The organism is Erysipelatoclostridium sp. MSK.7.34, assembly GCF_019041935.1.
Lineage (GTDB): Bacteria > Bacillota_I > Bacilli_A > Erysipelotrichales > Coprobacillaceae > Thomasclavelia > Thomasclavelia ramosa.
Genome location: NZ_JAHPYJ010000026.1, coordinates 24,756 through 50,520, shown reverse-complemented (window position 1 = coordinate 50,520; position 25,765 = coordinate 24,756). Strand labels below are relative to the sequence as shown.

Sequence of the window (25,765 nt, the reverse complement as noted above, 5' to 3'; positions counted from 1 at the left end):
AGAGGGCTGGCTCAGGCAGGAGCAAATGGAATCATCGTAGCACGTCATATTATTGAACATCTTAAATAGTAAGGTAAAAATCCTGTTTTAGACAGGATTTTTCTATTTTGACAGGTGTAGTATCATGGTGGTAAACTTAATAATAAGACCATAGGGAAGGAGAAACTTAAATGAATGTTTTTGTTACTTCATTATTAAAAATAATTAATAATCCGGATATTCAAGATACTAATTATAATATTGCTTATTATTTATTACTGCACTATTATGATGTTTTTGAAATGACACTTCAGGAAATTGCAGATGCATGTTATGTTTCTGTTTCTACTCTCAATCGCTTTTTTAGAATATTTGGATTTAAAAAATTTTCAATTATTAAAGATTTAATGCAAGTCCATGCGGCGGCACGAATAAGTCAGTTGGAGGAACGTTCGATTCGCAAAAATAATCAACAAGTTAATCAGCTTTTAAAACCGCTATTAGATAACGATGATTATTGGACAGTATCAGATCAAGGATTAATAAATCAGTGCTGTGAGATGATTAAAAAATGTAGCCGTGTTATTTTAATCGGTTCGAATGAGATGATGGATTCATTATTGCGTTTTCAAGGTGATATGGTGATGATGCAAAAACTTGTGATTCAAAATACTATTTATAATAATAATTATATCGAACCTCAAGCGGATGATTTAATTATTTTGCTTTCAATGACAGGAAGAATTGCGGAGTTAAAACCAACTTTGATTGAACATTTATTAGTGGGGAAAAACAATCTTATTTGTGTTGGCTATAAAAATTTTCTTTGTGAAAAAGCCCTATTTTTAAAAATTCCTAGTTACCTAGATGAGACGCTAGAAAATATGATTTTAGATAACTATTTTCAAAATATAGCTTATTGTTATTATGGTGGTTATTATGATAATAGGTAAACTAAACTTAATTTTGTGTACTTCTTCATATAATAGTAATGATTATCTTTTAGCAGCGTATCTGATCAAAAAAAGTAATCAGATTGAATCAATCAAGATGGTTGATATTTTAAAAGATACAAAAGTATCAAAATCAACTTTATTACGTTTTTTAAAAAAATTAGGCTATAAAAACTACACTGACGTTCAATACTTGATTACTAAAGAGAAAAAACATCAAGAAATATTTAAAGAGAGAATTATTGAGAAAAATTTAAGAGATAAGTTAGCAAAAAAACAAAGACTTATAGTAATTGGTGATAGTTACTCAGTTAGCTCACTAATTGTATATAAACAAAAGTTTTATGAAATTGGGATAGATTTAGATATCCAATTATCATTAAAGTCATATGGACAGATGGTAGTTGAAAAAAAGTTTACTGAGAGTGACTTAATAATAGTCGTATCTCTATATAAAAGTGATTTGGATTTAATGGCAGAATTTTTTAGTGGCTATCTTGAATTGAAACATTTTATTAAAGAACAAAAGATTGATCATTTATATGTAGGAAAGATTGCGACGGGGAATCGTAATCTTGATGAGTGCTATAGAATTGATGATAACATTAATTTTAGTGAAGCAATTTATCAGCTTTGTAGTTTGTTTGAGAAAATTTATAATTTTTATGCTTTGTAAGGTTCAAAATATGCCCCTTTTTATTATTTATCAATGATTTTCTTTATTATAGAAACCACGCCAAATAAAAGCAATTTCAAAATGAGGTTGTGATAAAATATTAATAGAAAAGAGAAAAGGAGGCTAGATTTATGAGAAGATTAAAATTAGAAATAATCAGCTTATTATGTTTATCATTTATAGAGGCTAATATAACAACATTGATGGCAGTAGCCAGCCGTTAGGTATATATTTACCGCATGACTATGATACAAATAAAACTTATAAGACAATTTATCTTGCACATGGTGGTGGGGGAAATGATGTTGAGTGGATGAATATCGCTTCAGCAAATAATATTATGGATAATCTAATTGCTGATGGTGAAGTGGCTGACGCAATTGTGGTTACTAAGGATAATACATATTTTAACTTTGAAAAGGGTGATAGCCTAAAAAATCTTACAGAATGCATTATGCTTTACATTGAAAAGAATTATAGTGTTTCAGCAAATTCCCAAGATAAAGTACTAGCTGGTCTGTCTAGTGGAGCTACAGTTACAGTTCAAGCAATGTTCTATAGTAATGAAACATTTGGCTATTATGGTGTATTTTCACCGAGTCGTACATTAGATTTTGTTGAAGAAACATTAACACTGGAAATGGTTGCAGCGTTTCCCAAAGTATCACAATACTATGTGAGTGTAGGAATTTTTGATATTTTTGTTAGGCGGAATGTCAATGTTCAAATTAATGAAGAATTGATAAAAGCCGGAGCTAATGTAGTTTTTGAATGGAAAAATGGAGCTCATGACTGGGGTGTATGGCGTAGTCAGTTCAGTGAATTTGTAAAAGATTATTTGTGGGATCGTGAAACAGTAGTTTCAACTCCATCTAATCCTGATGCCGATGTTGCTCCCCAATCAAATTCAACAGCTGCTGTAAAAACTGGCGATAGTGTCGATATGACAGGATTGTTGATCATAAGCGGTTTATCATTATTAGGAATTTCAATACAATACTATTATAGACATCGTAAAACACATTAATAAAAACTTTTAAATAATTAGATATAATCTCGCCAAAGTAGATAGATGTGATAATATAATCTTACCAAGACTATAGAAGTGAGATTTTTATTATGGAAAAAATTGAAAGGTATAGCAATATATTTAAGTTTTAGAAAGAACAAAAATTAAAGAAAGGAAATCATTAATAATATAAGACTATTGCTACCCCATAAAATGCTAGTTTATATCTAGTAAGTTAATTATTTTTGACCATTTGACAATAGATACATATAAATTTATAACATGACTTTTTATTTCCCTATTGACAGGTAGGAAATAGTTTAGTATACTCTATTCATACTATAACAGTAGGATAAGGGGAAGAAAAATGAATTTTGAACTACTACAACAGCTCAGAAATAATTTTCGGAATGGACGAATGTATTGTTTTTTATAAATCATAGATAACAAACATTAAGAAAAGAGGAAAATAAAATGAGTAAAGACAATTTAAGATTTGAAACTAAACAGTTACATGTAGGACAAGAAATAACTGATCCTACCGGAGCAAGAGCAGTGCCTATTTACCAGACAGCAGCTTATGTATTTGATAATTGTGATCATGCGGCAGCACGTTTTGGATTAAGTGATGCTGGTAATATTTATGGACGCTTAACTAATCCAACTGAAGATGTTTTTGAACAAAGAATGGCAGCTTTAGAAGGTGGGGTAGCAGCATTAGCAGTAGCTTCAGGAGCGGCTGCAGTGACTTATGCGATTGAAAGTATTACACGAAGTGGTGATCATATTGTGGCAGCTAAACAAATTTATGGGGGGACATATAATTTATTAGCTCACACACTGACAAATTATGGTGTTAATACAACATTTGTTGATAGTGATGATCCCGAGAATTTTAAATTAGCGTTACAAGAAAATACCAAAGCGATTTTTATAGAGTCATTAGGAAATCCTAATTCAAGTTTAGTTGATGTTGAGGCAGTTAGTAAAATTGCTCATGAGCATGGTATTCCATTAATTATTGATAATACATTTGGAACACCATATTTATTTAGGCCAATTGAACATGGAGCAGATATTGTTGTGCATTCAGCAACTAAGTTTATTGGCGGGCATGGAACTACTTTAGGTGGTGTAATTGTCGATTCTGGAAAGTTTGATTGGCAGGCTTCAGGGAAGTTCCCACAATTAAGTAAACCTGATCCAAGTTATCACGGTGTTATTTTTACTGAAGCTGCTGGAGCTGCCGCCTTTGTAACTAGAATTAGAGCAGTAGTATTACGTGATAAGGGAGCGACTATTTCTCCGTTCAATGCTTTTCTTTTATTACAAGGATTGGAGACATTATCACTACGAGTAGAGCGTCATGTAGAAAATGCTTTAAAAGTGGTTGATTATTTAAGTAAACATCCTAAAGTTGCAAAAGTTAATCATCCATCACTAAATAATAGTCCTTATCATGAATTATATCAACGATATTTCTCACATGGAGCTGGATCAATTTTTACTTTTGAAATTGCTGGTGACGAAAATGATGCTAAGAAATTTATAGATAATTTAGAAATTTTTTCTTTATTAGCAAATGTAGCTGATGCGAAATCATTAGTAATTCATCCTGCTTCAACAACGCATTCACAAATGAATGAAGCTGAATTAGCAGCATCTGGAATTAAAGCTAACACTATTAGATTGTCAATTGGTTTAGAGCATATAGATGATTTGTTAGAAGATATCGAAAATGCATTTGACCATGTATAAAAAATAAAAATACGTCAATAATATAACTAGAAATTGTTGTTGCTTAAAATTTCTATTGACCAAAAGCTATCCCAGAGGATAGCTTTTAAGTTATTAGTGGCTTATAATGTAATTGAGGTGATCATTATGAGTGAGTTAACTAAAATACCTTATGTTGGTAAAGCAACTGCTGCATCATTGAATTTAATTGGTTATGAAACGATAGCTTCTTTAAAAGGCGCTGACCCAGAAGAAATGTATCAAAAAGAATGTGATGTTAGAGGACAAATGGTAGATCGCTGCCAACTTTATATGTACCGTATGGTAGTATATTATGCAAGTAGTAAAAATCCAGATCCCAAAAAGTTAAAATGGTGGATTTGGAAAGATTGATATTGACAATAATTGGAAGATAAGTTAAGATTACAAAGATGAATAAAGGCGATGAATAGAGGAGTAATTGTATTTTATGTGTTTAAGAGAGTCTCGGCTGGTGGAATGGGATAACACAGGATATAATGAAAAAAGACTAGGAGCTGTATCTAGGATATTAAGGTTGATTAGATAACGTGAGCCACGTTACAGGCAAAACTATTATTTGATAGTTGTTGAGGTTAATAAGGTGACTTATTAACGAATTAGGGTGGTACCACGATACTCTCGTCCCTTTAGCGGATGAGAGTTTTTTATATTTTAGGAGGAAAAAATGGAAGAAAGAAAGTTTAGCGAACAAGAGTTAGTTCGCCGTGAAAAATTACAAGAGCTAGTAGATAAGGGAATTGATCCTTTTGGACAACGGTTTGATGTTACTGCATATTCAAAAGAAATTAAGGAAACTTACGGTGATAAGACGCATGAAGAATTAGAAGAAATGGCTGTTGAGGTTAAAGTCGCTGGAAGAATTATGACAAAGCGTCGCAAAGGGAAAGTGTGCTTCATGCATATTCAAGATCGAGATGGTCAAATCCAGTTATATGTACGTAAGGATGCAGTCGGTGAAGATGTTTATGAAATTATCAAAAAAGGTGATATTGGAGATATCGTTGGTGTAAAAGGAACCGTATTTATGACAAATACAGGGGAATGTTCTATTAAGGTTGAAGAGTATACTCATTTAACTAAGGCTTTACGTCCTTTACCAGAAAAATATCATGGATTAAGTGATGTTGAAGAACGTTATAGAAGAAGATATGTTGATTTAATCATGAATGAAGAAGCTCGTAAAATTGCTTTTGCAAGACCAAAAATAATTCGTTCTATTCAACATTATCTAGATAATCAAGGCTATGTTGAGGTAGAAACACCTGTATTAAATCCAATTTTAGGTGGTGCCAGTGCGAGACCTTTTGTTACTCATCATAATGCTTTGGATATGAATTTTTATTTACGTATTGCAACTGAATTAGGATTAAAGAGATTAATTGTTGGTGGTATGGATGCGGTTTATGAAATTGGACGTTTATTCAGAAATGAAGGAATGGATAGAACACATAATCCTGAATTTACAACAATTGAAGTTTATAAAGCCTTTAGTGACCTTGAAGGGATGATGGATTTAACTGAAGGAATTATTTCAAATGCAGCTAATGAAGTTTGTGGTACATATGAGTTAGAATATAAGGGAAATAAGATTTCTTTAGCACCAGGATTTAAACGTATTTCAATGACAGATGCAATTAAAGAAAAAACAGGAATTGATTTTGCTGATCAATTAAGCTTTGATGATGCTAAGAAATTAGCAGAAGAGCATCATATTGAGGTAGAACCTCATTTTGGCTATGGTCATATTATCAATGAATTCTTTGAAAAATATGTTGAAGAAACAATTATTGAACCGACATTTGTCTATGGTCATCCAATTGAGATTTCACCACTTGCAAAGAAGAATTTAGATGATCCACGTTTTACACAACGTTTTGAATTATTTATCTGTGGTAATGAATATGCTAATGCATTTACTGAATTAAATGATCCAATTGATCAGTATGAAAGATTTGCTAATCAGTTAAAAGAAAAAGAATTAGGTAATGATGAAGCTAATGAAATGGATTTAGATTATGTAGAAGCATTGGAATATGGATTACCACCAACAGGTGGAATGGGTATGGGAATTGATAGACTTGTTATGTTATTAACTGGACAAGAATCAATCCGTGAGGTAATTTTATTCCCTCATATGAAAAATAAGTAAGATAATTGCAAGTGAATAGAGATTGAAAAAGCTCGTTATAATCGTATAAACTCACGATTTTACGGGCTTTTTGCTTTGTGTGGGAAAGGAGTGATTTTAAAAAGAAAACTGTCAAAAAACTGTCAAGAATGTGAGGTGGAAAAATAAGTAAAGATTGTCATCACAGTGAGGCGACAATTCAAAACGATTAAAATAAATAAAATATTTTCCACGTAGTAAGTGGAAAATCATGATGGGAAGAAATATTGGACTCATTGAATCCAATATTAGAAAGTTTTTATATGTGAGTATAAGAGTACGGACTAAAGTACTGACTAAAAAAGGCTACCTTATGGCAACCTTCAACCTATGTATTTGTTATGTAAGTGATACTGTTCTAGTAACTGTACCATTCTTTACATCAAATTCAACAATATTTAAATTGAATTTTAATGGTAATTTATGACCTGAAAAAAGTCCAATAAACATTTCTATTGTTTGATCTATTTCATTAACAACAATATCAACACGTTTGAATTCATTGATTTTATCAAACATGAAGAATGGTGCTATGAAATCAGCCACAGTTCTTTGATTTACATTTTCTCCGTCTTTAATATTACATCTAGCATGAAATGAATCAACTAAGATTTTATTATTAGGCTCACGTTTTTTAGTAGCAACACCAGAAAAAATCATTTGTGAACCATCTAATGTAGTATATGAAGGATTAAAGATGACATTATATCCATTAAGGTATAAATAACATAAGTATCTTTGATATACGGAAATTTTATTGATTTCATCAGGTGTTAATCCATTTTTTTCAGTAGGTATTGTACACAGTATTTGTTGAGCAATATCAATTGGTTGAACTTCTAATATTTCAGCTAGTTTATGTATTGTTTGCATACTTGGATTTTTAACATTATCAGCAAGTATCTTACGAATTGCGACAGTAGTCATATCTAACTTGTTTGCTAATTCATCAAGTGACATATTTGAATTGTCTATTAAATTTTGCATAAATGTTGCATAACTCATTATATTCACATCCTTTACATGTTGATTATAACATCATTGAAGTGGAAAATAAACACTAAATTAAATAAACGCAAATAAATTATTGCAAATAGTTTAAATCTGTTATATATTATAGTTGTAAACTAAAGGCAATAATATATAATGCAAATAGTTTACAGAGAGGAGTGATGCTTATGATTGTATTAGAGATTGAAAATAAAAAGGTTAATTAGCCGCGTCTGGTAAACTTGCTAATTAACCACCAACCGAAAGAAGAACCCTTAGGTATTTTTCTTTCATTTAGAATTATATCAAATTTTGGTTCTTCTTTCTATCATTTATGAAAGGAGATTTAAAATGCCAAGTTATACACAAGAAGAATTGTTAAAAAAAGATTTTAAAGATGTTGATAAAGGTATTTTCGGTGGATTGCTTAGAAGTGGATTATATATTCTAGGTGCAACAAGTAAAGTCGGAAAAACAATGATTGCAACATCATTAGCCAATGCAGTAGCAACTGGTACAGAATATTTAGGAAGAACGAACAGAAAGGGGAAGGTTATTTATTTTGATAATGATAACTATGATTTTGAAACGAAAGATAGAATACTAGCCCTAAAATTCGTTGGAACACCTAATATTAGATATGTATTTGGAGAAGATGCATCAAGTATTCGCAATGTTAAAAATGAATTGAAATATGAAATAGAGGACTTAGAAAATTATATATTAGTGATTATCGATTCATTTATTGGACTAGATGAATTTATTGAAGAAGATCAAAGTTATCAAAAATTATATCCAGTTATTAAAGATTTAAGAGATTTCATTATAGAAAGAGGTTTAGTATGTATTATCTTACATCATACAAAGAAAGGTGAAGCAACTGGACAAGATAAGTTAATTGGTTCTAAAGCAATGACTGGTGCAACTACTGGAACAATTATTATCAATGTAGCAACAGAGTTTTCTAAAACAGGAACGCTAGAATTTATCTTAAGACATAAAAAAGATAGTATTCCAATTAAGAAAGATGTTGATGATATTAATTGGATTCTTGGCGAAGATGAAGAAGATGGAATGGAGGAAATTCCAAGAAATATTTTAAACTTAATCAACGCAGTAGTTTCTAGAGAAAGCAAAGAAATTAAAGGTACAGCCCAAGAAGGTGTAAATGAAACTAAAATGGAAGTCAATCCTTTTTCTTTGTTTAAGTATCTAGTAAAACACAAAGAAATTCTTGAACAAAATTATATTTATTTTGAAAAAGGCAAATCGGGAAAAAGATTTATTTTAGTTCGATATGAAGGAGAAAACGTATGATTTGGGACAGTTGGACAGTTACGAACGTATATGCTTTAAAGTGTCCGAAGTGTCCAATGATAAGATTAAAATTCGTGATTAAAAAATCAAAAGCAACACCAAAAAAATATGGTGTAGCAAGTTATACCAAAATGCGTGGCTTTTGGAAACTTGCCCTGCTGGGAGCTTTTGTTTTAAGTAGTGTGATGTAAATGGCACACGTTGAAAAGTATATGAGAAGTGATATTACAGGTTTAGCAATTCATTATGAACGTCGTGATGGACATCAGTTATCTAATGAAGATATTGATATAAGTAGAAAGCATTTGAATTATAATCTAGCAAGTGAATTACAACCTTTAACATCAGAACAATTTATCAAACAACGATTAAGTGAAGTGAAACATATCAATCGTAAAGATATAAAAGTGATGGTAGATTGGATTGTAACTTTACCAAAGAATGTACTTGAACAATACGAAGATAACTTCTTTAAATTCACTTATGAATTTTTAAAAGAAAGATATGGTGCTAAAAATATAGTTGGTGCATGGGTACACAAAGATGAAAAAACACCACATATTCATTTTAGTTTCGTTCCAGTAATTGAAGTTGATGGAGTTGAAAAATTGAATTGCAAGACAATAATTTGTAGATCAGAATTAAAGAGGTTCCATCCAGAACTACAACAACATTTAGAAGAGAAACTTGGATATACACCAGAAATTTTAAATGAAGCAACAATCAATGGAAACAGAACGATTAAAGAGTTAAAACAACATGAGGATCTAAACTTTAAAAAGAGTATAACGAATATCACGAATCATATAAATGCAAGTCAAGAAATAGTTGCACAAGCAGAGAAGATTGACTTTGAGGCATCAGGATTATTGGAAAAAACGAAATCACTAAAGAAAAGTAATGAAGTGATTGATGAGTTTAAATATCAAAATAAAGTATTACAAGCAGATAATATATCTTTAGGTCAATTGGTTGTTGTTCAAAAAGAAGAACTTGATTGTTATCGCAGAATGCCTTTGGCAAAACAATTAAAAGAGAAAGAACAGGTAATTGATAATTTGTATTCATCCATTGGTTCGCTCGAAAAAGAGATTGATGATTATAAATATGATAATTATAAACTTAGAGAAAACAATCATATAGCGACTAATAAGATTGACAAGTTAAAGCAAGAAAAACATCTGTTTGAAACATTTATTGAGATGGTCGGTTTATCAAAGGTGTTTGAAACTTTCAAAAGAAAGTATATTGCGAATGATTATCAAATAGATATTCATGATTTAAAAGATATTTGTGAGAAAGCAATTTCCAAAGTGAAAAAAGTGTTTGAAACCATCTCAAAGAGAATTGATTTCTTGAACAAAAATAATAAAGAACAGGATGAAATAATTATTCATCGAAAGAAAAACGAAGAACATTTACGTTAGGAGGTATATTGTATGACAGATTTAAGAATGTATACACAAGAAGAAGTGGCAGAAATGTTGCATACACATATTGGTACGATTACAACATTAAGAGAAATTGGTATTCTACCTGCAATTAGAACTGGTAAGAATTATATGATTACTAAAGAAAGTATTATGGAGTTTCAAAAGAATTATGCTGGATTAGATGTTTCTAATCGTGTAAAAGCAATTGAAGCTTATAGATTAGTTAAAAATAGATTGGAGGCTTAATATATGTCGATTCGTAAAAGACCAAGTAAGAAAGCATTGTCGGGGTACACTTATCAAGTGTACTTCCCATATGTTGATTCTATGGGAATTCATAGAGAATATTTTAAAGGTGGATTTACTACAAAGAAAGATGCGCAAACTCATGAAGCAATTAAGCGAAAAGAGTTTATGGATTATGGTGATGTGTTGGCAAATAGAGAAATTACTTTTAATGAAGTGTTTGAGGAATATATGGAAGTGGAAGGTATGGCGAAATATGCTCATTCAACCAAACTTTATTATCAGAATACCTATAAGAAACATATTAAAAATACAATTGGTATGTGTAAGTTAAGAATGTTGAAATATAAAGATATTCAGAAATATTTTAATGATTTAAAAGTTGGTTTAAGTACAGCAAAAAATATTAAGAAAGTATTTCATGTAACATTTAAATACGGTTTGCGTGCTGATTATATAAGAGAAAATCCTATGTCTTATGTACAGTTGCACATTGAACCTACCAAAAATGAAGAAAAGGAAACAATTGTGATTACAAAAGAACAGTTAGATGAAATGTTACAAAAGATTATTGTGGTAAATAAACATACTCGTGATTTTGATTACACACAGTTTAACTATTACTCATATGCAGTTGCTTTATTTATCGGTTGGTATACTGGACTTAGAATTAGTGAAACCTTAGGGTTAAAGAAAAGTAACTTTGATTTAGAAAATAATACGATTAAGATTGAAAGAAGATTGCAGTATCATGGTGTACGAAAGAAAGATTTACATGATACAAAGAGATTGAAATCAAAGAAAGCAAATGCGATCTTGCCTATGGCAGAAAAGTTAAAAGAAGGTTTGAAGATTTGGTTTGAGAAAAATCCATACGATAATGTAATTTGTGATATTTATGGTAATAAGATTTTACCAGCATCTATGAATTATCGTGTCAAATGTGTTGCAGTTGAAATGGGTATCCCAGAATTTCATTATCACTGTTTACGTCATACATTTTCTACTGCATTAGCAGATAATGATATTCGACCAAGAGTAAGAATGGAGCTGGTTAGACATTCAAATATTGATTTAACTGAAAGAGTTTATATGCATGTGAAAGAATCAAGCAAAGTAAAAGCGATTGAAAATGTGTTTGGAAAGGAAGGGATGTAGTATGAATAAAATTGAATATAGCAAGGTTGGGGATTATTATATCCCTAACCTTAAAGTAAAACCTAGAAGAAATGTATCATTAGGTAAATATGGAAGAATGAGATTAAATTATTTAAAAGAACACGAGAGTGCACATTACAATGCTCTCTTGATGAATGATGAATTATATGATCATTTGATTGAGATAGATAAACAAGCTTATGAAATGCACGATAGACTTGTTGAACAGTATAAAGAAAAATGGACAATTACTGAAGAATTAAAACAAACGAATCAAATGGAATGGGTTAGACAGATGAATTTGATAAAAAGAATAATTGAACAAATTGTGTATGATGCTCTTATTATGAAGTAAAAATTACTCCCCATGAAACGTGGGGAGTAGTTTATTTAGATAAAACAAAAATATATTCATGAGCTAAGAGATAAAAATTAAGATTTTGTATTTTGTTTTGCCAGTATTTTGTTGAACTACAATTATGTTGTTCCTTGATTATAATCTCTTTTAAAGTGAAGCCATTATTTAAGAAAACTTGCATTGTATTAAAACCTAAAGGTATAACATTCCCATTTTTTCTAATATCGCCAATCATAAAAGAACAATTATGTCCTTGTTTTAAAACACGATACAATTCTTTACTCACTTTATCCATATGTAATAAAAAATCTTTATAATCTAGTAATGATAAATCGTTCTCAAGATTTTTACTATATTTGATTATATTTGTATAAGGTGGATGAGTACAGATGAAGTCTATTGAATTATCTTTGAGCATAGTCATTTTTTTAGCATCACATTGATATAATTCGATTTTAGCAGAATTGTGACAATCAAAATGTAATCGTTTTTTAGAAATATTGAGAGCATCATTGTTAATATCTACTCCAATAGCATTTCTATTTAATAATTTTGCTTCAATAAGTGTTGTTCCTGAACCGGCAAAACAATCTAGTATAAGATCATTCTGTTTGGTATATTTGAGAATTAAATTTTTAGGGATATGAGGAGACCAATTTCCTCTATAATCGCCTTTGTGTGTAGCCCAACTTCCTCGATCAGGAAAACTCCATATAGTTGTATTTTGTAATTCGTATGTTTTCATATAAAACACCTCCTATTATATATATACGTAGAAAAATACAAAATTCCTTTAAAAAAATGCAAAAAGATTTAATTTTCTTTAGTTGAGTTTATTTTTCCTTGAAAAAATTCGTTTTTATTTAGTTTTACCTGAGAATATGATAAAATAGCCATGATATAGGAAGGAGTGTTTTTAATGGCAAATCAGAAAAATTTAGTATTAAGTCCAGTTTTAAAATGGGTCGGTGGCAAAAGACAGCTATTGAATGATATAATTCCTATGATACCTAAAAATTGTTCAACTTATGTTGAACCGTTTATTGGAGGTGGGGCTGTATTATTTGAATTACAACCCAAGAAAGCGATAATAAATGATTTTAATAGTGAGTTAATTAATGTTTATACAGTTATCAGGGACTACTCTGAAGAACTAATCAAAGAATTACAATTTCACAAAGATAATAATACATCAGAACACTTTTATGCAGTTAGAGAATATGATAGAAAACCAGAATTTTTTTCTCAAATGACCCCTGTACAAAAAGCAGCAAGAGTTATTTATTTGAATAAAACTTGTTATAATGGCTTGTATAGAGTGAATTCTGCTGGACAGTTTAATTCTCCATATGGGAAGTACAAAAATCCAAATATAGTGAATGAAACGGTCATTAGAGCGATGTCAAAGTATTTCAATGAAAATAATATTGTCATTAAAAATGAAGATTTTAAAGAAGCATTAAAAGGATTGAGAAGAGGTGCATTTGTTTATTTAGATCCACCATACATGCCAATATCTAGTTCATCTTCATTTACAGGTTATACTGAAAATGGTTTTAATGAAGACAAACAAAGAGAATTAAAAGAATTATGCGATAAATTAGATAAAAAAGGTATAAAATTCTTACAATCAAATTCTGATTGTGAATTTATACGAGAGTTATATAGTGGTTATAGAATAAAAACTATTAAAGCGAAAAGAGCTATTAATAGTAAAGGGAATTCTAGAGGAGAAATAAATGAGGTGTTGATATACAATTATGAGTAAAAATAAGGATTTATCAGTAGATGAAGCTTGGGAAAAGTTATTAGAAAAATATGACATTGTAAAGAAAATAGAAGAAGATGGGATATTTCATATTGAGGCTTCACAAATAAAAGAATTTAAAGAGCCGAGATTAATGTCAAAATGGGATAGTTCAGAACAATTGCCTTCTGCTTTGAAGCGCAATAAAATCAATATCTTGCCTAATAGTAGACGTTCTTATGTATTAGGAGATTTTCTTTTGTACCAAGATATTCCTGAACTGGAAGAACATGTAACAAAAATGACTGCAGTAGAATTACCAGAATATGAAAGTATAGATATTAACAATATTACATCTGAAGCTAATGCGATTAATGTATTAATATTATCAAAAATATTAGATGACTTTTTGGGTACTGATGAAAATGTTGGTACATTTAATGGGCGTATGGGTACAGGTACATTTGATTTCGATGTTAATACTGTGGGAGGATCGAAACAACATATTCTAGTCAATAACGCTCAATGTGAAATAGATGGTGGATTTGAAAATTCAGAGTCAGTAGTAATTATGGAAGCCAAAAATGTAGTCCATCCTGATTTTCACATTAGACAACTTTATTATCCATATAGATTATGGAAAACTAAAGTTAACAAACCGATTAGACTTGTTTTCTCAATATATTCAAATAAAATTTATCGTTTATTTGAATATGAATTTACTGATATAAACGATTATTCATCAATCAAATTGATTAAGAATAAAAACTATTCTCTTCAAGATACAGAAATTACATTAGAAGAACTAATTGAAGTTAGAAATGCTACACCAATAAAGTTTGATGATAATCAAGAAGATAAGAGTTTACCTCCATTTGTTCAAGCGGATTCATTTGATAGAATAATTTCTTTATTAGAGAATATGAATGATAATCCAATGAATGATGAAGAAATAGCAGAGTTAATGCATTTTGGTTCTAATTTAAGTAACGGAAAACCAGTTTTCAGACAATCTCAATATTATTACAATGCAGGAAAGTATTTAGGATTATTTGAAAAGATTCGTACTGAAGAAAATGAAGTGAAATCAGTTTTAACATCTTTAGGTAAAAAAATTTATAAAATGCAATATAAAGAAAGGCAATTAAAGTTAGTTTCTTTAATTTTAGAACATCAGGTATTTGCTGATTTCTTTGATGAGATTATTGCGAATTTTGGTGAATTACCTGAAAACAAGGATATTCAAGAAAGAATGAGAGAATTAAATGTTTGCAACGAAGGACAGATTGCTAGAAGGTCACAATCTGTAAGATGTTGGTTGAAGTGGATTTTCAATTTAATTAGATTATCATAAAAGGAGGTAATTTAGTGAACTTTTTGAATAATTTTCAATCTGAATTAATTTCTCAAACATCAATAGTTCATTATATTGAATTTCAATTTGAACAAGAATTAAACAAAGTAAGAAGATATCTTAATGTTGAAATTAAAGATGAGCTTTATAATAATAATTCAAATTATATGAAGTTGATTCTTTCGACTTGTGATGAGTTATTAAGTCGAAATTCTAAATCTTATGTTGCAGAGAAAGAGTTACCTGCTATCGCTAGAAATGTTGATGTTAGAGAACCTATAGGTGAAGTGATTGAATATTGCATTGAAACCTTGGAAGCCGGAGGAGAATTAGGAGTTGCTGAGTTAAAACAAGAATTAGATAAAATAAACAAAGAAAATGATGAAGATTATTGTTACTATGATTTTACAGAACAGCAGATAGAAGAAATGATTGATTCTGCATACATTATTAAAGATTATAGAAAAAATTATGAATTGAAAGAGCGAGATGAATGATCAATTCATTTAAAACTAGTATTAAACTTGTAGATAATTCATCATTATCAAATATATTTAGACAATCTTTTATAAATATTTTTTCGATTTTTGATGCTTATGTATTTGAATATATAGAAGAATTCTTTTGTGCTTATCCAAAAGAATTAAGCCTATTTTTAGAGGTGAAAAATAACGAAAAATTAAATTTACTTTAGACGAAGTAGTAGATTTTGAAGATATAGAAAATCTAAAAAACGAGATGATACATAAGCAACTTGCAGGTAGATACTTGAGCGAATTAATAAATAAATTAAAAAAATATAGACCTTCTCTATTTACAGGTGTTGAATATCCAGTGTTAATGGAAATGATCGAACGTAGAAATATTCATTTACATAATAAGGGAATTGTGGATGAAAAATATTGTGGTTTTTTTAATATATATCATTTTTGTGATGGAGAATACGCATTTATTGATGATAAATATTTATTCACTATAGTTTTTAATACATTATCTCAATTTACCAAAAACATGGAAAAAGAGTTGAATATTGATAATGTAAAATGATGATTTAAAAAATTATTTTCTATTAAGAGAGTAATTTTTTTTATTAATTTATTGACAATATAACGAAATAGCGTTATTATGATAATGCGATATCCGGAATATCGAATTATATATAAGTCTGTTAATATTATGGTGTTAACTAGACAGAAAAGAGGTAAATATGTTAGAAAAAACAATGGTGGTAAAAGATAGTTCGTTTAGAAAGTTGGACGATCCATTTGAAAATGGAAAATCAAGAAAATACGTGTTTTATGTAAAGGTTGATGATGTTGCTGAAGGAATTCCAATGACAACAAATCCAAGAGATCAGAAATTGACATCAAATGTAGCAAAAGCGATTACTGACTCTTTGACAAGCAACGATGGATATTTTCATTTGAAAAATAGAGGTATTGTTGTATCTGCACAAAAAGTGAATTATAATAATAAAACCGGAAAGGTTACTATTTATTTTGAGAATACACAATATCATGGGAATATAGATGGAGGACATACTTATAAAATTGTATGTGATCACAAAGGTGAAAATCTAGACCAATATGTTCAATTCGAGATAATGACAGGGGTAGAAGATATAATTGAAAATCTTGCTGAAGCAAGAAATACGTCTGTTCAAGTAGATGAAAAATCAATGGCAGAATTAGCTCAAAAATTTGATCCTATAAAAGAAGCTTTAGAAGGCATGCCTTTTTATAGAAGAATTGCATTTAGACAAAATCAAAGTTCAGTTGATGAGGAAACAGGACGAAATGAAAAAATGATTGATGCACGAGAGGTAGTCGCTATTATAAATATGTTTAATGTTGATAAATTTACTGGTAGCAATCATCCGATTCAAGCCTATTCGTCAAAAGCAAAAATGTTAAGTATCTATTTATCTGATGTAGAATCATATAGAAAATATGTAAATATCATTCCAGATATTTTTGATTTATACGATGGAATTGAACAAGAGTTTGCAAAGGCATATAATGAAGCTGGAGGAAAATATGGTAGAAAGAAATATTCTGGATTCAAAGATGGAAATGTAATTGCAAAAAGTAAATTTGGATTACATGAGTTACAATACAAGATTCCAGATGGAATAATGTATCCAGTAGTTGCGGCATTTAGATCGTTAGTTAAATTTAACGAAAGTACAGGAAAATATGAGTGGAATTCAGGGGTAAATCCTCTAAAAATCTGGGACAAATGTAAAACAGAATTAGCTAGCAAGGTGATGAGTTTTGCTTCTTCAATTGGAGATAATCCAAATGCAGTAGGAAAAGATCAAAATGTGTGGGATTTAGCATATATGACAGTGCTTTTAAATAAAAGCAATTAATTTTGTATCAATAAGTAAAGAGAATAATTAATTGAATGGAGGGATATTCTTGACATATGAAATTAAATTAAAGGTAAAGGATTTGATTGATGAAAAAGGAATGACACAAAAAACTTTGGCACAACTATCAGGCATTCGAGAATCAACAATTAGTGATATAGTACGAGGTACAAGAACAGTTATAAATTTTGAACATTTGTCAAAAATAGCGGAAGCCTTGAAAGTAAATGATATTAGAGAACTTATTGATTTTAAATAGTAAGTATTGAGAATGAACAAATATGAATAGTAAAATATATTGGAATAACTGTCAAAAAGCTGTCAATTTTCTTTTAAATGGTGTACAATAAGGATACACAAATGAAAATATTAAGTATTTAAGGGATATTATTGAACTGCTTATTTTCCTAGATAACGATACTTTTTCAATCTCACATGAAGAATAAGTAAAGTCATGTATTTTCTTGTGAGAATTTCGTGAGAATGAAGCAGATTTCTTAAATGATATCTGCTTTTTATATGCATGAATCTAAGAATAATATCATTTCTTTCAAGCACTATAATTACGATATATTTTACAAATATATTGACGAATATCGATATGTATGTTAATATCACATCGAAGAAGATAGATATGAGGTGGTTTGATGGAAAAACAGTTTAATCAAGATGCTAAGGTTTTTAAAGCATTCTGCGATCCTAATCGTTTAAGAATATTAGATATTTTGAAATCCGGTGAACATTGCGCATGTAAATTGTTAGATATATTAGATGTTAGCCAATCTACGTTATCGCACCATATGAAACTGTTAACTGACGCTAAAATTGTAAATGTTAGAAAAGATGGGAAATGGTCTCATTATTCTTTATCTAAAGATGGTATACAGTTTGCAATAGAATATTTACAACAGCTCAAAGTATGAAATATGTAAATAAGTTAACTGTTGTATAAATTACCACCACTAAATAGGTGGAAATTTATTTGTTTTATACATCGAAATATATCGATATAAGGAGGGTGCTATGAGTCAAATTTTGCTATTTTTTCAAGACCAGATTCTTGGGATGCGATGGTTAAATGAATTGATTGGATCAATATTAACTAGCATTGGATTAAATATAGATGAAAAAATAGGTGGGATGTTGCATTTTTTTATTTATGATAGTATTAAGATATTTATATTATTATCGGTATTGATTTATATTATTTCATATATTCAAAGTTATTTTCCACCAGAAAAAACAAAAAAGATATTAGGAAGATTTTATGGTATTTGGGCAAATATATTAGGAGCTTTACTTGGAACAGTTACACCGTTTTGTAGTTGTTCATCGATTCCTATCTTCATGGGATTTACAAGTGCAGGCTTACCCTTAGGCGTAACATTCTCGTTTCTGATTTCTTCACCTATGGTTGATCTAGGAGCGCTGATATTATTAATGAGCATATTCGGATGGAAAGTGGCTGTGTTATATGTTATAGCTGGTTTGATTATATCTGTTGTTGGGGGAAGGTTGATAGAAAAACTTGGTATGGATGACCAAGTGGCTGATTTTATTAAACAGACAGATAATGTAGATGTTGGTTTTGTGAGCTTAACAGTCAAAGATAGACGAAACTTTGCAAAAGAACAAGTCATAGAAACAGTTAAGAAAGTATCAATATATATATTTGTAGGTGTTGCTATTGGATCAGTCATTCATAATGTAATACCCGAACATTGGATACAGTCTATACTAGGTGATCATAATTTTTATTCTGTTCCACTTGCAACAGTAGTTGGTGTACCTATGTATGCTGATATATTTGGAACAATTCCTGTAGCAGAAAGTCTATTGTTAAAGGGGGCAGGGCTTGGAACTGTTTTATCATTTATGATGGCTGTTACAACATTATCTTTACCATCAATGATTATGCTATCAAAGGCAGTGAAGAGAAAACTTATGATTGTATTTGTGGCAATAGTAACAGTAGGTATTATATCTGTAGGTTTTATGTTTAATATATTTTCATTTCTATTATTGTAGAAGATATGTTTAATATGAGAAATATTGTACATTTTAATATAACGATGGAGATTAATTAAATGTTAAAAAGTGGTTTTAACTATTCAATTCACTCAGTTGGTGGATGTACATGTTTGGGGTTATAATTAAGGTAGGACGGGAAAGAAGATTTTGTTAAAGAAATTATTTTAGTTATAAATCAATATCTAGATGATAAATGGATGATGGCAGTTCCTAGATAAGAAAATCCATTATTAGATGTTGTCTCAAAATTTAATTATGAATAAAAGGAGAAATAAGTGATGAAATTATTTAAGAAAAAAGAGAAAAATTGTTGTAATGTTCAATGTGGTGATGGGAGTATGAAGAGAGGATTGGAAAAGAAAGATAAGGGTTCAAGAATTAAAGTCTTAGGTTCTGGCTGTGCTAAATGTGCAACTTTAGAGAAAAATGTTAAAGAAGCCTTGGATGAATTAGGACAGGAAATGAGTATAGAACATATCACAGATTTTACAGAAATAGCAAGCTATGGGATTATGTCTACACCTGCGCTTGTAATTGATGAGAAAGTAGTATCTTTTGGAAAGGTTTTAACGATAGAAGAAGTTAAGAATATCATATTAACAATAGATGGATGAATCATTGAAACAAGGTGTTTTTTGTGAAGGGGATTTAAGCGAGATGAAATTGCTTATTATTGTTTTTATTTAATATTAAACAATTTGAAAGAAATGAATAATATGCCAAGAGTCGCATTTATATGTGTTCATAATTCTTGTAGAAGCCAGATTGCAGAGGCAATAGCAAAATTGTTTGCTTCTGATGTATTTGAAAGCTATTCAGCAGGAACAGAAGTAAAACCGCAAATAAATCAGGATGCTGTTAGGATAATGAAAAAACGATATGATATGGATATGGAAAAAACACAACACCCTAAGTTACTAGTCGATATTCCAGAAGTAGATATTGTTATAACTATGGGATGTAATGTTAATTGTCCATTTCTTCCTTGCAGATACAAGGAAGATTGGAATTTGGATGATCCAACAGGTAAGAGTGATGAAGAATTTGGCAGAGTGATAGATAATATATTTGCAAATATTAATGAATTATCTACAAGAATATCCAAAATGAATATCTAAGGCAAATAAAATTTATAGGATAGGGAGTAATTCTATTCTTGTTGAGAATAATTATTATATATTTCAACTGACACACTTTCCATCTAATCTTTATACGCCCATAAATAAAAGTCATAGATTTTCCGTAAAAATAGAAATAAATAATCTTCAAAAATATATTAAACATAATAAGAATATGATTAAATCAGTACTTTTTGATTTTATAAAAGATGTACTATTACGTTACACATGAAGAAAAAATAGATAAACAATCAGGCAAGATGTAATAAGGATATTGTTTTATTTAGTACACAAGTTCTCAATATTAAAAAAGGTAAGTTGAATTGAAATTTATTTTTTTTAGTACGTATAATTAGTTGAAAAAATTAACGACAGGAGAAAATATATGAAATTATAAAAAATATAAAGATAATTTGATTAAGTTTTGGATTGACACTTTCACATGTTAAGAGTCAATTTTTTAATTACCATAGTTTAGCAAACAAAATTCACTTTATTCCTGCTATACAGTTTTATTTTCAACAAAGCGCTGCAATAAATATAGTAATGAATTGGAAATAGTATCATAAAATATAAAGTATATAGGTAAGGAGGAAGTAAAATGAATAATAATTATGAGCTTGGAAAAGTAATTGTAGCATTAAATATAAATATTACTTCTAAAGATGTACTAGACTATTATATTGATCTTGTTTTAGATGGGATTGATTATGAAAAAGCAGAAATCATCTTCCATTCAAAGAATACTGAAAGTCTAAATGAGGGAACTAATATAGTTCTTATTTATTTAAAAGATAAAAATCCTCATGCAGTTACTAATGCAGTTGCAAAATTATCATCAAGTCCATATATTGTTTATGCAGAACCGGATTATATTGAAGAAATGCATATTATCTCAAATGATCCTTTATACAATCAGCTTTGGGGAATTCAAAAAATCAATGCACCGCTTGCATGGGATTATACAACTGGTGATAGTAGTATCAGTGTTGGAGTGATTGATACAGGAATAGATCAAAATCATCCGGACATAAGAGAAAATATGTGGACTACGTGGAATGGAAGATTAATTTATGGCTGGAACTTTGCAGATAATAGTAGTGATTCAATGGATCTAGATGGTCATGGTAGTCATGTTGCAGGGACGATTGGTGCAGTTGGAAATAATCGTATTGGTATTACTGGAGTATGCTGGCAAGTAAGAGTAGCAGCTTTAAAATTTGGTCTTGATGTTGCTTCGGCAATTGCGGCAATAGATTTTGCAAATTATTATAAGATTTCTATTTTAAATGCCAGTTGGGGTGGACGAGCTTATTCACAAGCTTTAAAAGATGCCATTGATCAGTATGATGGCTTATTTGTTGCTTCGGCTGGAAATGATGGAACTAACAATGATGTTGATCCAATGTATCCAGCATCATATGATTGTAAAAATATTATTTCTGTAGCAGCGGTCGATCCCTATGATACTTTAGCCCGTTTTTCAAATTATGGTCTTAAAACTGTTGATATAGCAGCCCCTGGAACAAACATTCTCAGTCTTGACCTTGCTGGTGAGTATAGCCCCTTGAATGGAACTTCAATGGCAGCCCCACATGTAGCAGGAGCAGCAGCGTTATTAAAATCAAGTATGCCGAATATCTCAACAATAACTTTAAAAAGAATTATTTTATCAAGTGCGATGGAAAACCCAGAACTTAAGGGAAAGATATTAACGGGAGGAATATTAGATATGGAAACAATGTTTAAACTAGCTAACTGCTGGCATGGACGAGAATAACAATATATATCTAATAAAAATGTGATGAATAAGAAAAATAGGTTATAAAAACATTTTAACTATTCTTTAAATAATTTAAAATAGAATAAAGGAAGTGAGAATATGTATAACCCTCAATTAGAAACATTTATAAAGGTTGTTGATCGCGGTAGTTTCTCTAAAGCTGCTGAGGACTTATTTATTAGTCCTAGTGCTGTAATTAAACAGATAAATATTCTAGAGACAAATTTGGGTTTAAAACTTCTAAAAAGAACTCATCAAGGGGTATCTTTGACACCAGCAGGAGCATCTTTATACAGGGATGCCAAATATTTAATTAAATATGCAAAGGATTCAATTGTACGAGCACACAAGGCGATGGAAAAAGAAGAAATGGTAATAAGAATTGGAACATCAAATACAACACCAAGTCAATTTCTTATCGATTTATGGCCGCGGATTCATGAATTATGTCCTAATTTAAGGATTCAACTAATTCCATTTGAAAATACTCCGGAAAATGCTCGAGAAATACTAGCTAATTTAGGCGATAATATTGATTTGGTTGCTGGTGTATTTGAAAAGGATAATTTCAAACAGCGGGGCTGTGATTCTCTAGAAATAAAAAAAGAATCAATTTGTCTTGCTTTATCTATTTATGATGAATTAAGTAACAAAGATAAGCTGTCTTTGTAAGATATTCATGGACGTGAATTAATGCTGATTAAAAGAGGCTGGAATAAATATGTTGATGAAATGCGTGATGATTTAATTAAAAATGATCCTACTATTATAATCAAAGAGTTTGAGTTTTTTGATATCTCTGTTTTTAATGAATGCGAAAATAATAAAAGTTTGCTTATGAGTGTCAAGAGCTGGAAAAATATTCATCCTTTAATTAAAACTATTCCAGTTGAATGGGATTATTATATGCCTTATGGTTTATTGTTTTCATTAGAGCCTTCACGGCAAGTTATTGAGTTTGTTAATGCAGTAAAAAGAGTTTTAGATATATAGTATCGATATAACCCTAAGGTTATATCGATACTACTTATTGAGACTTCTATGTTTATAAATAATTATATATTATAAAGATGCAAAAGAAATATAAATATAGGAGAAGATAAAAATGAGAAAAACGAGAATATTAGGTCAAGGATTAGAAGTATCTGCTATTGGGCTTGGATGTATGGGAATGGATCATGCTTATGGGGCTCCTGCTGATCGTGAAGAGATGATTAAATTAATTAGACATGCGGTTACTTTAGGATGCAATTTTTTTGATACAGCTGTTGTATATGGTGAAGCAAATGAAGTTTTATTAGGTAAAGCATTGGAGATTTTCCCTCGAGATGAAGTAATTATTGCTACAAAATTTGGTATTTATGGACAAGAAATCGTTGATGGTAAACCACAAAATATTTTAAATAGTAAGCCGGATTCGATTAGAGAACAATTAGAGGGATCGTTAAAACGACTAGGCGTTGATTATATTGATCTATATTATCAACATCGAGTTGATCCTGAAGTAGAACCAGAAATAGTGGCTAGCGTGATGAAAGAGTTAATAGCTAAAGGAAAAATAAAACATTGGGGTTTATCAAATGCACCATTAGATTATTTAAAAAGAGCACATGCGGTATGTCCAGTAACTTGTATTGAAAATCAGTATTCAATGGTCTTTAGACAGCCTGAAAAGGAAGTGTTTAAAGTTTGTGAGGAGTTAAATGTAGGATTTGTTGCTTATTCTCCACTAGGAAACGGATTTTTATCAGGTAAATATACGCCAGCAACAAAGTATGCTGAAGGTGATTTTAGAAATAATATGGGACGTTTTAATCCTGAAGTAATGAAACGTAATCAGGCCTTATTAGATTTAGTGCAAGAAATTGCTGAACGTAAAAATGCTACTAGCGCACAAATTGTTCTAGCTTGGGAGATTAATCAAAAAGATTGGATTGTTCCTATTCCAGGAACAACCAAAATACATCGTTTGGAAGAAAATTTAGGAGCAATGGAAGTTGAGTTGACTGAACAGGAGATGGCGGCTATTAATCAAGCATTAGACAATCTTGATATTGATGAAACACATTTTTAAGCAGAGAAAAGTACAAAGGAATTTGTACTTTTTAGTGTTATACGTTTAATCCTGAATAATGAATAATATAGAAACTATCACGGTGTATTTAGTTTTGAAAAAGTGTATTATTTGGTATATCGGCGTTATTAGTCTATAATAGAGTTGAAAGAAAGCCGGTGGTAAAATGATGCCCTATATATTGATCTTGGTTATTCTAACACTTTTATGGTTAGGCGCATTTTGGAGGATAAAAAGAAAGCAAAATATAAACTTACTAGCTGGCTTTTTATTTTTCATGTTTTTAAGTACCTTTGCTAGTTTTTTAGTAATGTTAGGAATTAATTATTCAAATAGATTAGTATATTTATTAGTTGGTGTAATTTTTTTATTTGCCTTGTTTGTTTTATTATTTGGAGTCTATATCTTAATTGCATTCTTATTAATAAATAGTGTTATCATTCTTCGAAAAGAGAGGTTCAGTCTTTCGCATATTTTGACTTTGTTGGTAGCAGTAGGGATAATTTTACTGATTACACTATCATCATTTTTAGGTAGGATTAATCCACCATTACCAATTATGGCATTGTGGAGTGGCCTGATCGTAATGATCTTATTTCTTACTTTTCATATTTTCTTATTTATAGAAACTTTGATATTAACAAATCTTTTTCATCCTAGAAAGAATTTAAATTATATCATTGTTTTAGGAAGTGGACTAATTAATGGAAATGTTTCTCCTTTATTAGCAAAGCGTATACAAGCGGCTTTAAAGTTTGCTAAAAAGCAAGAAAAGAAAAAAGGATTTGCACCTTATTTGTTGATGTCCGGAGGACAAGGAAGTGATGAAACGAGAGCCGAAGCTCTAGCAATGAAAGAGTATGCGATTGAACAGGGTTATAGTGAAGAATTAATTATAACGGAAGAAAAGTCTAAAAACACTCTTGAAAACATGCAGTTTTCTAAAGCGGTCATGGAAGAAAAAAGCCATGGTGAAAACTATAAATGCGCTTATGCCAGCAGTAGTTATCATTTAATGAGGGCAGGTATTTATGCCCGCCAAGTTGGTCTGATAATGAGCGGATTAGGTGGTAAGACTGCTTTCTATTATTTAGCCAATGCTGTATTAAGAGAATATATTGCCTATCTAGCAATGAATAAAAAGCTTTATTTGGTTGTTTTAGGGAGTATTTTTATGTTTGGAACTTTAATGTACATTTTGTTTAGTGCATTAATTGGTTAA

The 25,765-nt window shown here is 30.1% G+C and carries 29 protein-coding genes and 1 other annotated feature; of the genes, 27 read left to right on the top strand and 2 right to left on the bottom strand.

What is annotated here, in order from left to right:
* The first annotated feature begins 170 nt into the window (after positions 1-170).
* The 6 genes from KTF99_RS14440 to lysS all read left to right on the top strand — a co-directional run bounded on the left by KTF99_RS14440 (position 171) and on the right by lysS (position 6,545).
* Entirely contained in the window at positions 171-932 is a 762-nt protein-coding gene (locus tag KTF99_RS14440; RefSeq protein WP_003539299.1) for a MurR/RpiR family transcriptional regulator, read from the top strand.
* A complete protein-coding gene (locus KTF99_RS14435) occupies positions 919-1,608 on the top strand; it encodes a hypothetical protein (RefSeq protein WP_029482213.1) in 690 nt (229 codons plus the stop codon). The genes KTF99_RS14440 and KTF99_RS14435 overlap by 14 nt, the downstream gene beginning before the upstream one ends.
* A 199-nt stretch (positions 1,609-1,807) precedes the next feature.
* Positions 1,808-2,635 carry an alpha/beta hydrolase gene (locus KTF99_RS14430; RefSeq protein ID WP_336244702.1) on the top strand — a complete coding sequence of 276 codons (828 nt, stop codon included), beginning with the start codon at positions 1,808-1,810 and terminating at the stop codon, positions 2,633-2,635.
* A 456-nt stretch (positions 2,636-3,091) separates the two neighbouring features.
* Entirely contained in the window at positions 3,092-4,375 is a 1,284-nt protein-coding gene (locus tag KTF99_RS14425) for an O-acetylhomoserine aminocarboxypropyltransferase/cysteine synthase family protein (protein ID WP_003539302.1), read from the top strand.
* Between the two features lie 126 nt (positions 4,376-4,501).
* Positions 4,502-4,747 carry a helix-hairpin-helix domain-containing protein gene (locus tag KTF99_RS14420; RefSeq protein WP_020994447.1) on the top strand — a complete coding sequence of 82 codons (246 nt, stop codon included), beginning with the start codon at positions 4,502-4,504 and terminating at the stop codon, positions 4,745-4,747.
* A 42-nt stretch (positions 4,748-4,789) separates the two neighbouring features.
* Positions 4,790-5,025 (top strand) — a binding site (T-box leader).
* A 35-nt stretch (positions 5,026-5,060) separates the two neighbouring features.
* A complete protein-coding gene (gene lysS / locus KTF99_RS14415; RefSeq protein WP_003539309.1) occupies positions 5,061-6,545 on the top strand; it encodes a lysine--tRNA ligase in 1,485 nt (494 codons plus the stop codon).
* Between the two features lie 357 nt (positions 6,546-6,902).
* Here lysS and KTF99_RS14410 read toward each other — a convergent pair whose 3' ends face one another.
* A complete protein-coding gene (locus KTF99_RS14410; RefSeq protein ID WP_029482226.1) occupies positions 6,903-7,568 on the bottom strand; it encodes a helix-turn-helix domain-containing protein in 666 nt (221 codons plus the stop codon).
* Between the two features lie 336 nt (positions 7,569-7,904).
* On the opposite strand from KTF99_RS14410, the gene KTF99_RS14405 reads away from it, so the two are divergent.
* The 6 genes from KTF99_RS14405 to KTF99_RS14380 are packed head-to-tail and all read left to right on the top strand — an operon-like array spanning position 7,905 to position 12,062.
* Complete coding sequence (locus KTF99_RS14405; protein WP_029482228.1) at positions 7,905-8,870, top strand: AAA family ATPase; 966 nt, start codon at positions 7,905-7,907, stop codon at positions 8,868-8,870.
* Positions 8,867-9,061, top strand: a complete 195-nt coding sequence (locus tag KTF99_RS14400) for a hypothetical protein (protein ID WP_029482230.1) — start codon at positions 8,867-8,869, stop codon at positions 9,059-9,061. Before KTF99_RS14405 ends, KTF99_RS14400 begins: the two co-directional genes overlap by 4 nt.
* Complete coding sequence (gene mobV / locus KTF99_RS14395) at positions 9,062-10,297, top strand: MobV family relaxase (protein ID WP_029482232.1); 1,236 nt, start codon at positions 9,062-9,064, stop codon at positions 10,295-10,297.
* Positions 10,298-10,309: 12 nt separating this feature from the next.
* Positions 10,310-10,549, top strand: coding sequence for a helix-turn-helix domain-containing protein (locus tag KTF99_RS14390; RefSeq protein ID WP_029482233.1), 240 nt, complete (start codon positions 10,310-10,312; stop codon positions 10,547-10,549).
* 3 nt (positions 10,550-10,552) lie between these two features.
* Positions 10,553-11,707, top strand: a complete 1,155-nt coding sequence (locus tag KTF99_RS14385) for a site-specific integrase (protein ID WP_029482234.1) — start codon at positions 10,553-10,555, stop codon at positions 11,705-11,707.
* A 1-nt stretch (position 11,708) separates the two neighbouring features.
* Complete coding sequence (locus KTF99_RS14380) at positions 11,709-12,062, top strand: TnpV protein (protein WP_029482236.1); 354 nt, start codon at positions 11,709-11,711, stop codon at positions 12,060-12,062.
* 31 nt (positions 12,063-12,093) lie between these two features.
* Here the strand turns inward: KTF99_RS14380 and KTF99_RS14375 are convergent, their stop codons facing one another.
* A complete protein-coding gene (locus KTF99_RS14375) occupies positions 12,094-12,810 on the bottom strand; it encodes a TRM11 family SAM-dependent methyltransferase (protein ID WP_029482237.1) in 717 nt (238 codons plus the stop codon).
* A 174-nt stretch (positions 12,811-12,984) separates the two neighbouring features.
* Here KTF99_RS14375 and KTF99_RS14370 point away from each other — a divergent pair, with 174 nt between their 5' ends.
* From KTF99_RS14370 to KTF99_RS14305, 15 genes are all read left to right on the top strand, one after another.
* Positions 12,985-13,833, top strand: a complete 849-nt coding sequence (locus KTF99_RS14370) for a DNA adenine methylase (RefSeq protein WP_029482239.1) — start codon at positions 12,985-12,987, stop codon at positions 13,831-13,833.
* A complete protein-coding gene (locus KTF99_RS14365) occupies positions 13,826-15,166 on the top strand; it encodes a type II restriction enzyme (RefSeq protein WP_195992520.1) in 1,341 nt (446 codons plus the stop codon). Before KTF99_RS14370 ends, KTF99_RS14365 begins: the two co-directional genes overlap by 8 nt.
* A gap of 14 nt (positions 15,167-15,180) precedes the next feature.
* Positions 15,181-15,663: a hypothetical protein gene (locus KTF99_RS14360; protein WP_029482241.1), complete on the top strand. Its 483-nt coding sequence runs from the start codon at positions 15,181-15,183 to the stop codon at positions 15,661-15,663.
* Between the two features lie 241 nt (positions 15,664-15,904).
* Complete coding sequence (locus tag KTF99_RS14355; protein WP_155854238.1) at positions 15,905-16,213, top strand: hypothetical protein; 309 nt, start codon at positions 15,905-15,907, stop codon at positions 16,211-16,213.
* A 160-nt stretch (positions 16,214-16,373) separates the two neighbouring features.
* Positions 16,374-17,537 carry an AIPR family protein gene (locus KTF99_RS14350; protein WP_029482247.1) on the top strand — a complete coding sequence of 388 codons (1,164 nt, stop codon included), beginning with the start codon at positions 16,374-16,376 and terminating at the stop codon, positions 17,535-17,537.
* A 49-nt stretch (positions 17,538-17,586) separates the two neighbouring features.
* Complete coding sequence (locus tag KTF99_RS14345) at positions 17,587-17,796, top strand: helix-turn-helix domain-containing protein (RefSeq protein ID WP_029482249.1); 210 nt, start codon at positions 17,587-17,589, stop codon at positions 17,794-17,796.
* A gap of 388 nt (positions 17,797-18,184) precedes the next feature.
* Positions 18,185-18,460 carry an ArsR/SmtB family transcription factor gene (locus KTF99_RS14340; RefSeq protein WP_003539311.1) on the top strand — a complete coding sequence of 92 codons (276 nt, stop codon included), beginning with the start codon at positions 18,185-18,187 and terminating at the stop codon, positions 18,458-18,460.
* Positions 18,461-18,560: 100 nt separating this feature from the next.
* A complete protein-coding gene (locus KTF99_RS14335) occupies positions 18,561-19,565 on the top strand; it encodes a permease (protein WP_029482251.1) in 1,005 nt (334 codons plus the stop codon).
* Between the two features lie 281 nt (positions 19,566-19,846).
* The gene (locus KTF99_RS14330) at positions 19,847-20,182 is read left to right on the top strand and encodes a thioredoxin family protein (RefSeq protein ID WP_003539315.1); all 336 of its coding nucleotides are present in this window, start codon (positions 19,847-19,849) and stop codon (positions 20,180-20,182) included.
* A 93-nt stretch (positions 20,183-20,275) separates the two neighbouring features.
* A complete protein-coding gene (locus KTF99_RS14325; protein WP_008792624.1) occupies positions 20,276-20,686 on the top strand; it encodes an arsenate reductase/protein-tyrosine-phosphatase family protein in 411 nt (136 codons plus the stop codon).
* Between the two features lie 601 nt (positions 20,687-21,287).
* Positions 21,288-22,466: a S8 family peptidase gene (locus tag KTF99_RS14320; RefSeq protein WP_009008873.1), complete on the top strand. Its 1,179-nt coding sequence runs from the start codon at positions 21,288-21,290 to the stop codon at positions 22,464-22,466.
* A gap of 102 nt (positions 22,467-22,568) precedes the next feature.
* Positions 22,569-23,141 carry a LysR family transcriptional regulator gene (locus KTF99_RS17305; protein WP_254210192.1) on the top strand — a complete coding sequence of 191 codons (573 nt, stop codon included), beginning with the start codon at positions 22,569-22,571 and terminating at the stop codon, positions 23,139-23,141.
* A gap of 21 nt (positions 23,142-23,162) precedes the next feature.
* Positions 23,163-23,462, top strand: coding sequence for a hypothetical protein (locus KTF99_RS17300; RefSeq protein ID WP_254210190.1), 300 nt, complete (start codon positions 23,163-23,165; stop codon positions 23,460-23,462).
* Between the two features lie 112 nt (positions 23,463-23,574).
* Positions 23,575-24,543: an aldo/keto reductase gene (locus tag KTF99_RS14310; RefSeq protein WP_008792627.1), complete on the top strand. Its 969-nt coding sequence runs from the start codon at positions 23,575-23,577 to the stop codon at positions 24,541-24,543.
* 166 nt (positions 24,544-24,709) lie between these two features.
* Complete coding sequence (locus KTF99_RS14305; RefSeq protein ID WP_003539326.1) at positions 24,710-25,765, top strand: YdcF family protein; 1,056 nt, start codon at positions 24,710-24,712, stop codon at positions 25,763-25,765.

Excerpts from the sequence above, each read along its gene's own strand:
- KTF99_RS14440 (WP_003539299.1), top strand. The coding sequence starts at position 171 with ATGAATGTTTTTGTTACTTCATTATTAAAAATAATTAATAATCCGGAT.
- KTF99_RS14435 (WP_029482213.1), top strand. The coding sequence starts at position 919 with ATGATAATAGGTAAACTAAACTTAATTTTGTGTACTTCTTCATATAAT.
- KTF99_RS14425 (WP_003539302.1), top strand. The coding sequence starts at position 3,092 with ATGAGTAAAGACAATTTAAGATTTGAAACTAAACAGTTACATGTAGGA.
- KTF99_RS14420 (WP_020994447.1), top strand. The coding sequence starts at position 4,502 with ATGAGTGAGTTAACTAAAATACCTTATGTTGGTAAAGCAACTGCTGCA.
- lysS (WP_003539309.1), top strand. The coding sequence starts at position 5,061 with ATGGAAGAAAGAAAGTTTAGCGAACAAGAGTTAGTTCGCCGTGAAAAA.
- KTF99_RS14410 (WP_029482226.1), bottom strand. The coding sequence starts at position 7,568 with ATGAGTTATGCAACATTTATGCAAAATTTAATAGACAATTCAAATATG.
- KTF99_RS14405 (WP_029482228.1), top strand. The coding sequence starts at position 7,905 with ATGCCAAGTTATACACAAGAAGAATTGTTAAAAAAAGATTTTAAAGAT.
- KTF99_RS14400 (WP_029482230.1), top strand. The coding sequence starts at position 8,867 with ATGATTTGGGACAGTTGGACAGTTACGAACGTATATGCTTTAAAGTGT.
- mobV (WP_029482232.1), top strand. The coding sequence starts at position 9,062 with ATGGCACACGTTGAAAAGTATATGAGAAGTGATATTACAGGTTTAGCA.
- KTF99_RS14390 (WP_029482233.1), top strand. The coding sequence starts at position 10,310 with ATGACAGATTTAAGAATGTATACACAAGAAGAAGTGGCAGAAATGTTG.
- KTF99_RS14385 (WP_029482234.1), top strand. The coding sequence starts at position 10,553 with ATGTCGATTCGTAAAAGACCAAGTAAGAAAGCATTGTCGGGGTACACT.
- KTF99_RS14380 (WP_029482236.1), top strand. The coding sequence starts at position 11,709 with ATGAATAAAATTGAATATAGCAAGGTTGGGGATTATTATATCCCTAAC.
- KTF99_RS14375 (WP_029482237.1), bottom strand. The coding sequence starts at position 12,810 with ATGAAAACATACGAATTACAAAATACAACTATATGGAGTTTTCCTGAT.
- KTF99_RS14370 (WP_029482239.1), top strand. The coding sequence starts at position 12,985 with ATGGCAAATCAGAAAAATTTAGTATTAAGTCCAGTTTTAAAATGGGTC.
- KTF99_RS14365 (WP_195992520.1), top strand. The coding sequence starts at position 13,826 with ATGAGTAAAAATAAGGATTTATCAGTAGATGAAGCTTGGGAAAAGTTA.
- KTF99_RS14355 (WP_155854238.1), top strand. The coding sequence starts at position 15,905 with ATGATACATAAGCAACTTGCAGGTAGATACTTGAGCGAATTAATAAAT.
- KTF99_RS14350 (WP_029482247.1), top strand. The coding sequence starts at position 16,374 with ATGTTAGAAAAAACAATGGTGGTAAAAGATAGTTCGTTTAGAAAGTTG.
- KTF99_RS14340 (WP_003539311.1), top strand. The coding sequence starts at position 18,185 with ATGGAAAAACAGTTTAATCAAGATGCTAAGGTTTTTAAAGCATTCTGC.
- KTF99_RS14335 (WP_029482251.1), top strand. The coding sequence starts at position 18,561 with ATGAGTCAAATTTTGCTATTTTTTCAAGACCAGATTCTTGGGATGCGA.
- KTF99_RS14330 (WP_003539315.1), top strand. The coding sequence starts at position 19,847 with ATGAAATTATTTAAGAAAAAAGAGAAAAATTGTTGTAATGTTCAATGT.
- KTF99_RS14325 (WP_008792624.1), top strand. The coding sequence starts at position 20,276 with ATGAATAATATGCCAAGAGTCGCATTTATATGTGTTCATAATTCTTGT.
- KTF99_RS14320 (WP_009008873.1), top strand. The coding sequence starts at position 21,288 with ATGAATAATAATTATGAGCTTGGAAAAGTAATTGTAGCATTAAATATA.
- KTF99_RS17305 (WP_254210192.1), top strand. The coding sequence starts at position 22,569 with ATGTATAACCCTCAATTAGAAACATTTATAAAGGTTGTTGATCGCGGT.
- KTF99_RS17300 (WP_254210190.1), top strand. The coding sequence starts at position 23,163 with ATGCTGATTAAAAGAGGCTGGAATAAATATGTTGATGAAATGCGTGAT.
- KTF99_RS14310 (WP_008792627.1), top strand. The coding sequence starts at position 23,575 with ATGAGAAAAACGAGAATATTAGGTCAAGGATTAGAAGTATCTGCTATT.
- KTF99_RS14305 (WP_003539326.1), top strand. The coding sequence starts at position 24,710 with ATGATGCCCTATATATTGATCTTGGTTATTCTAACACTTTTATGGTTA.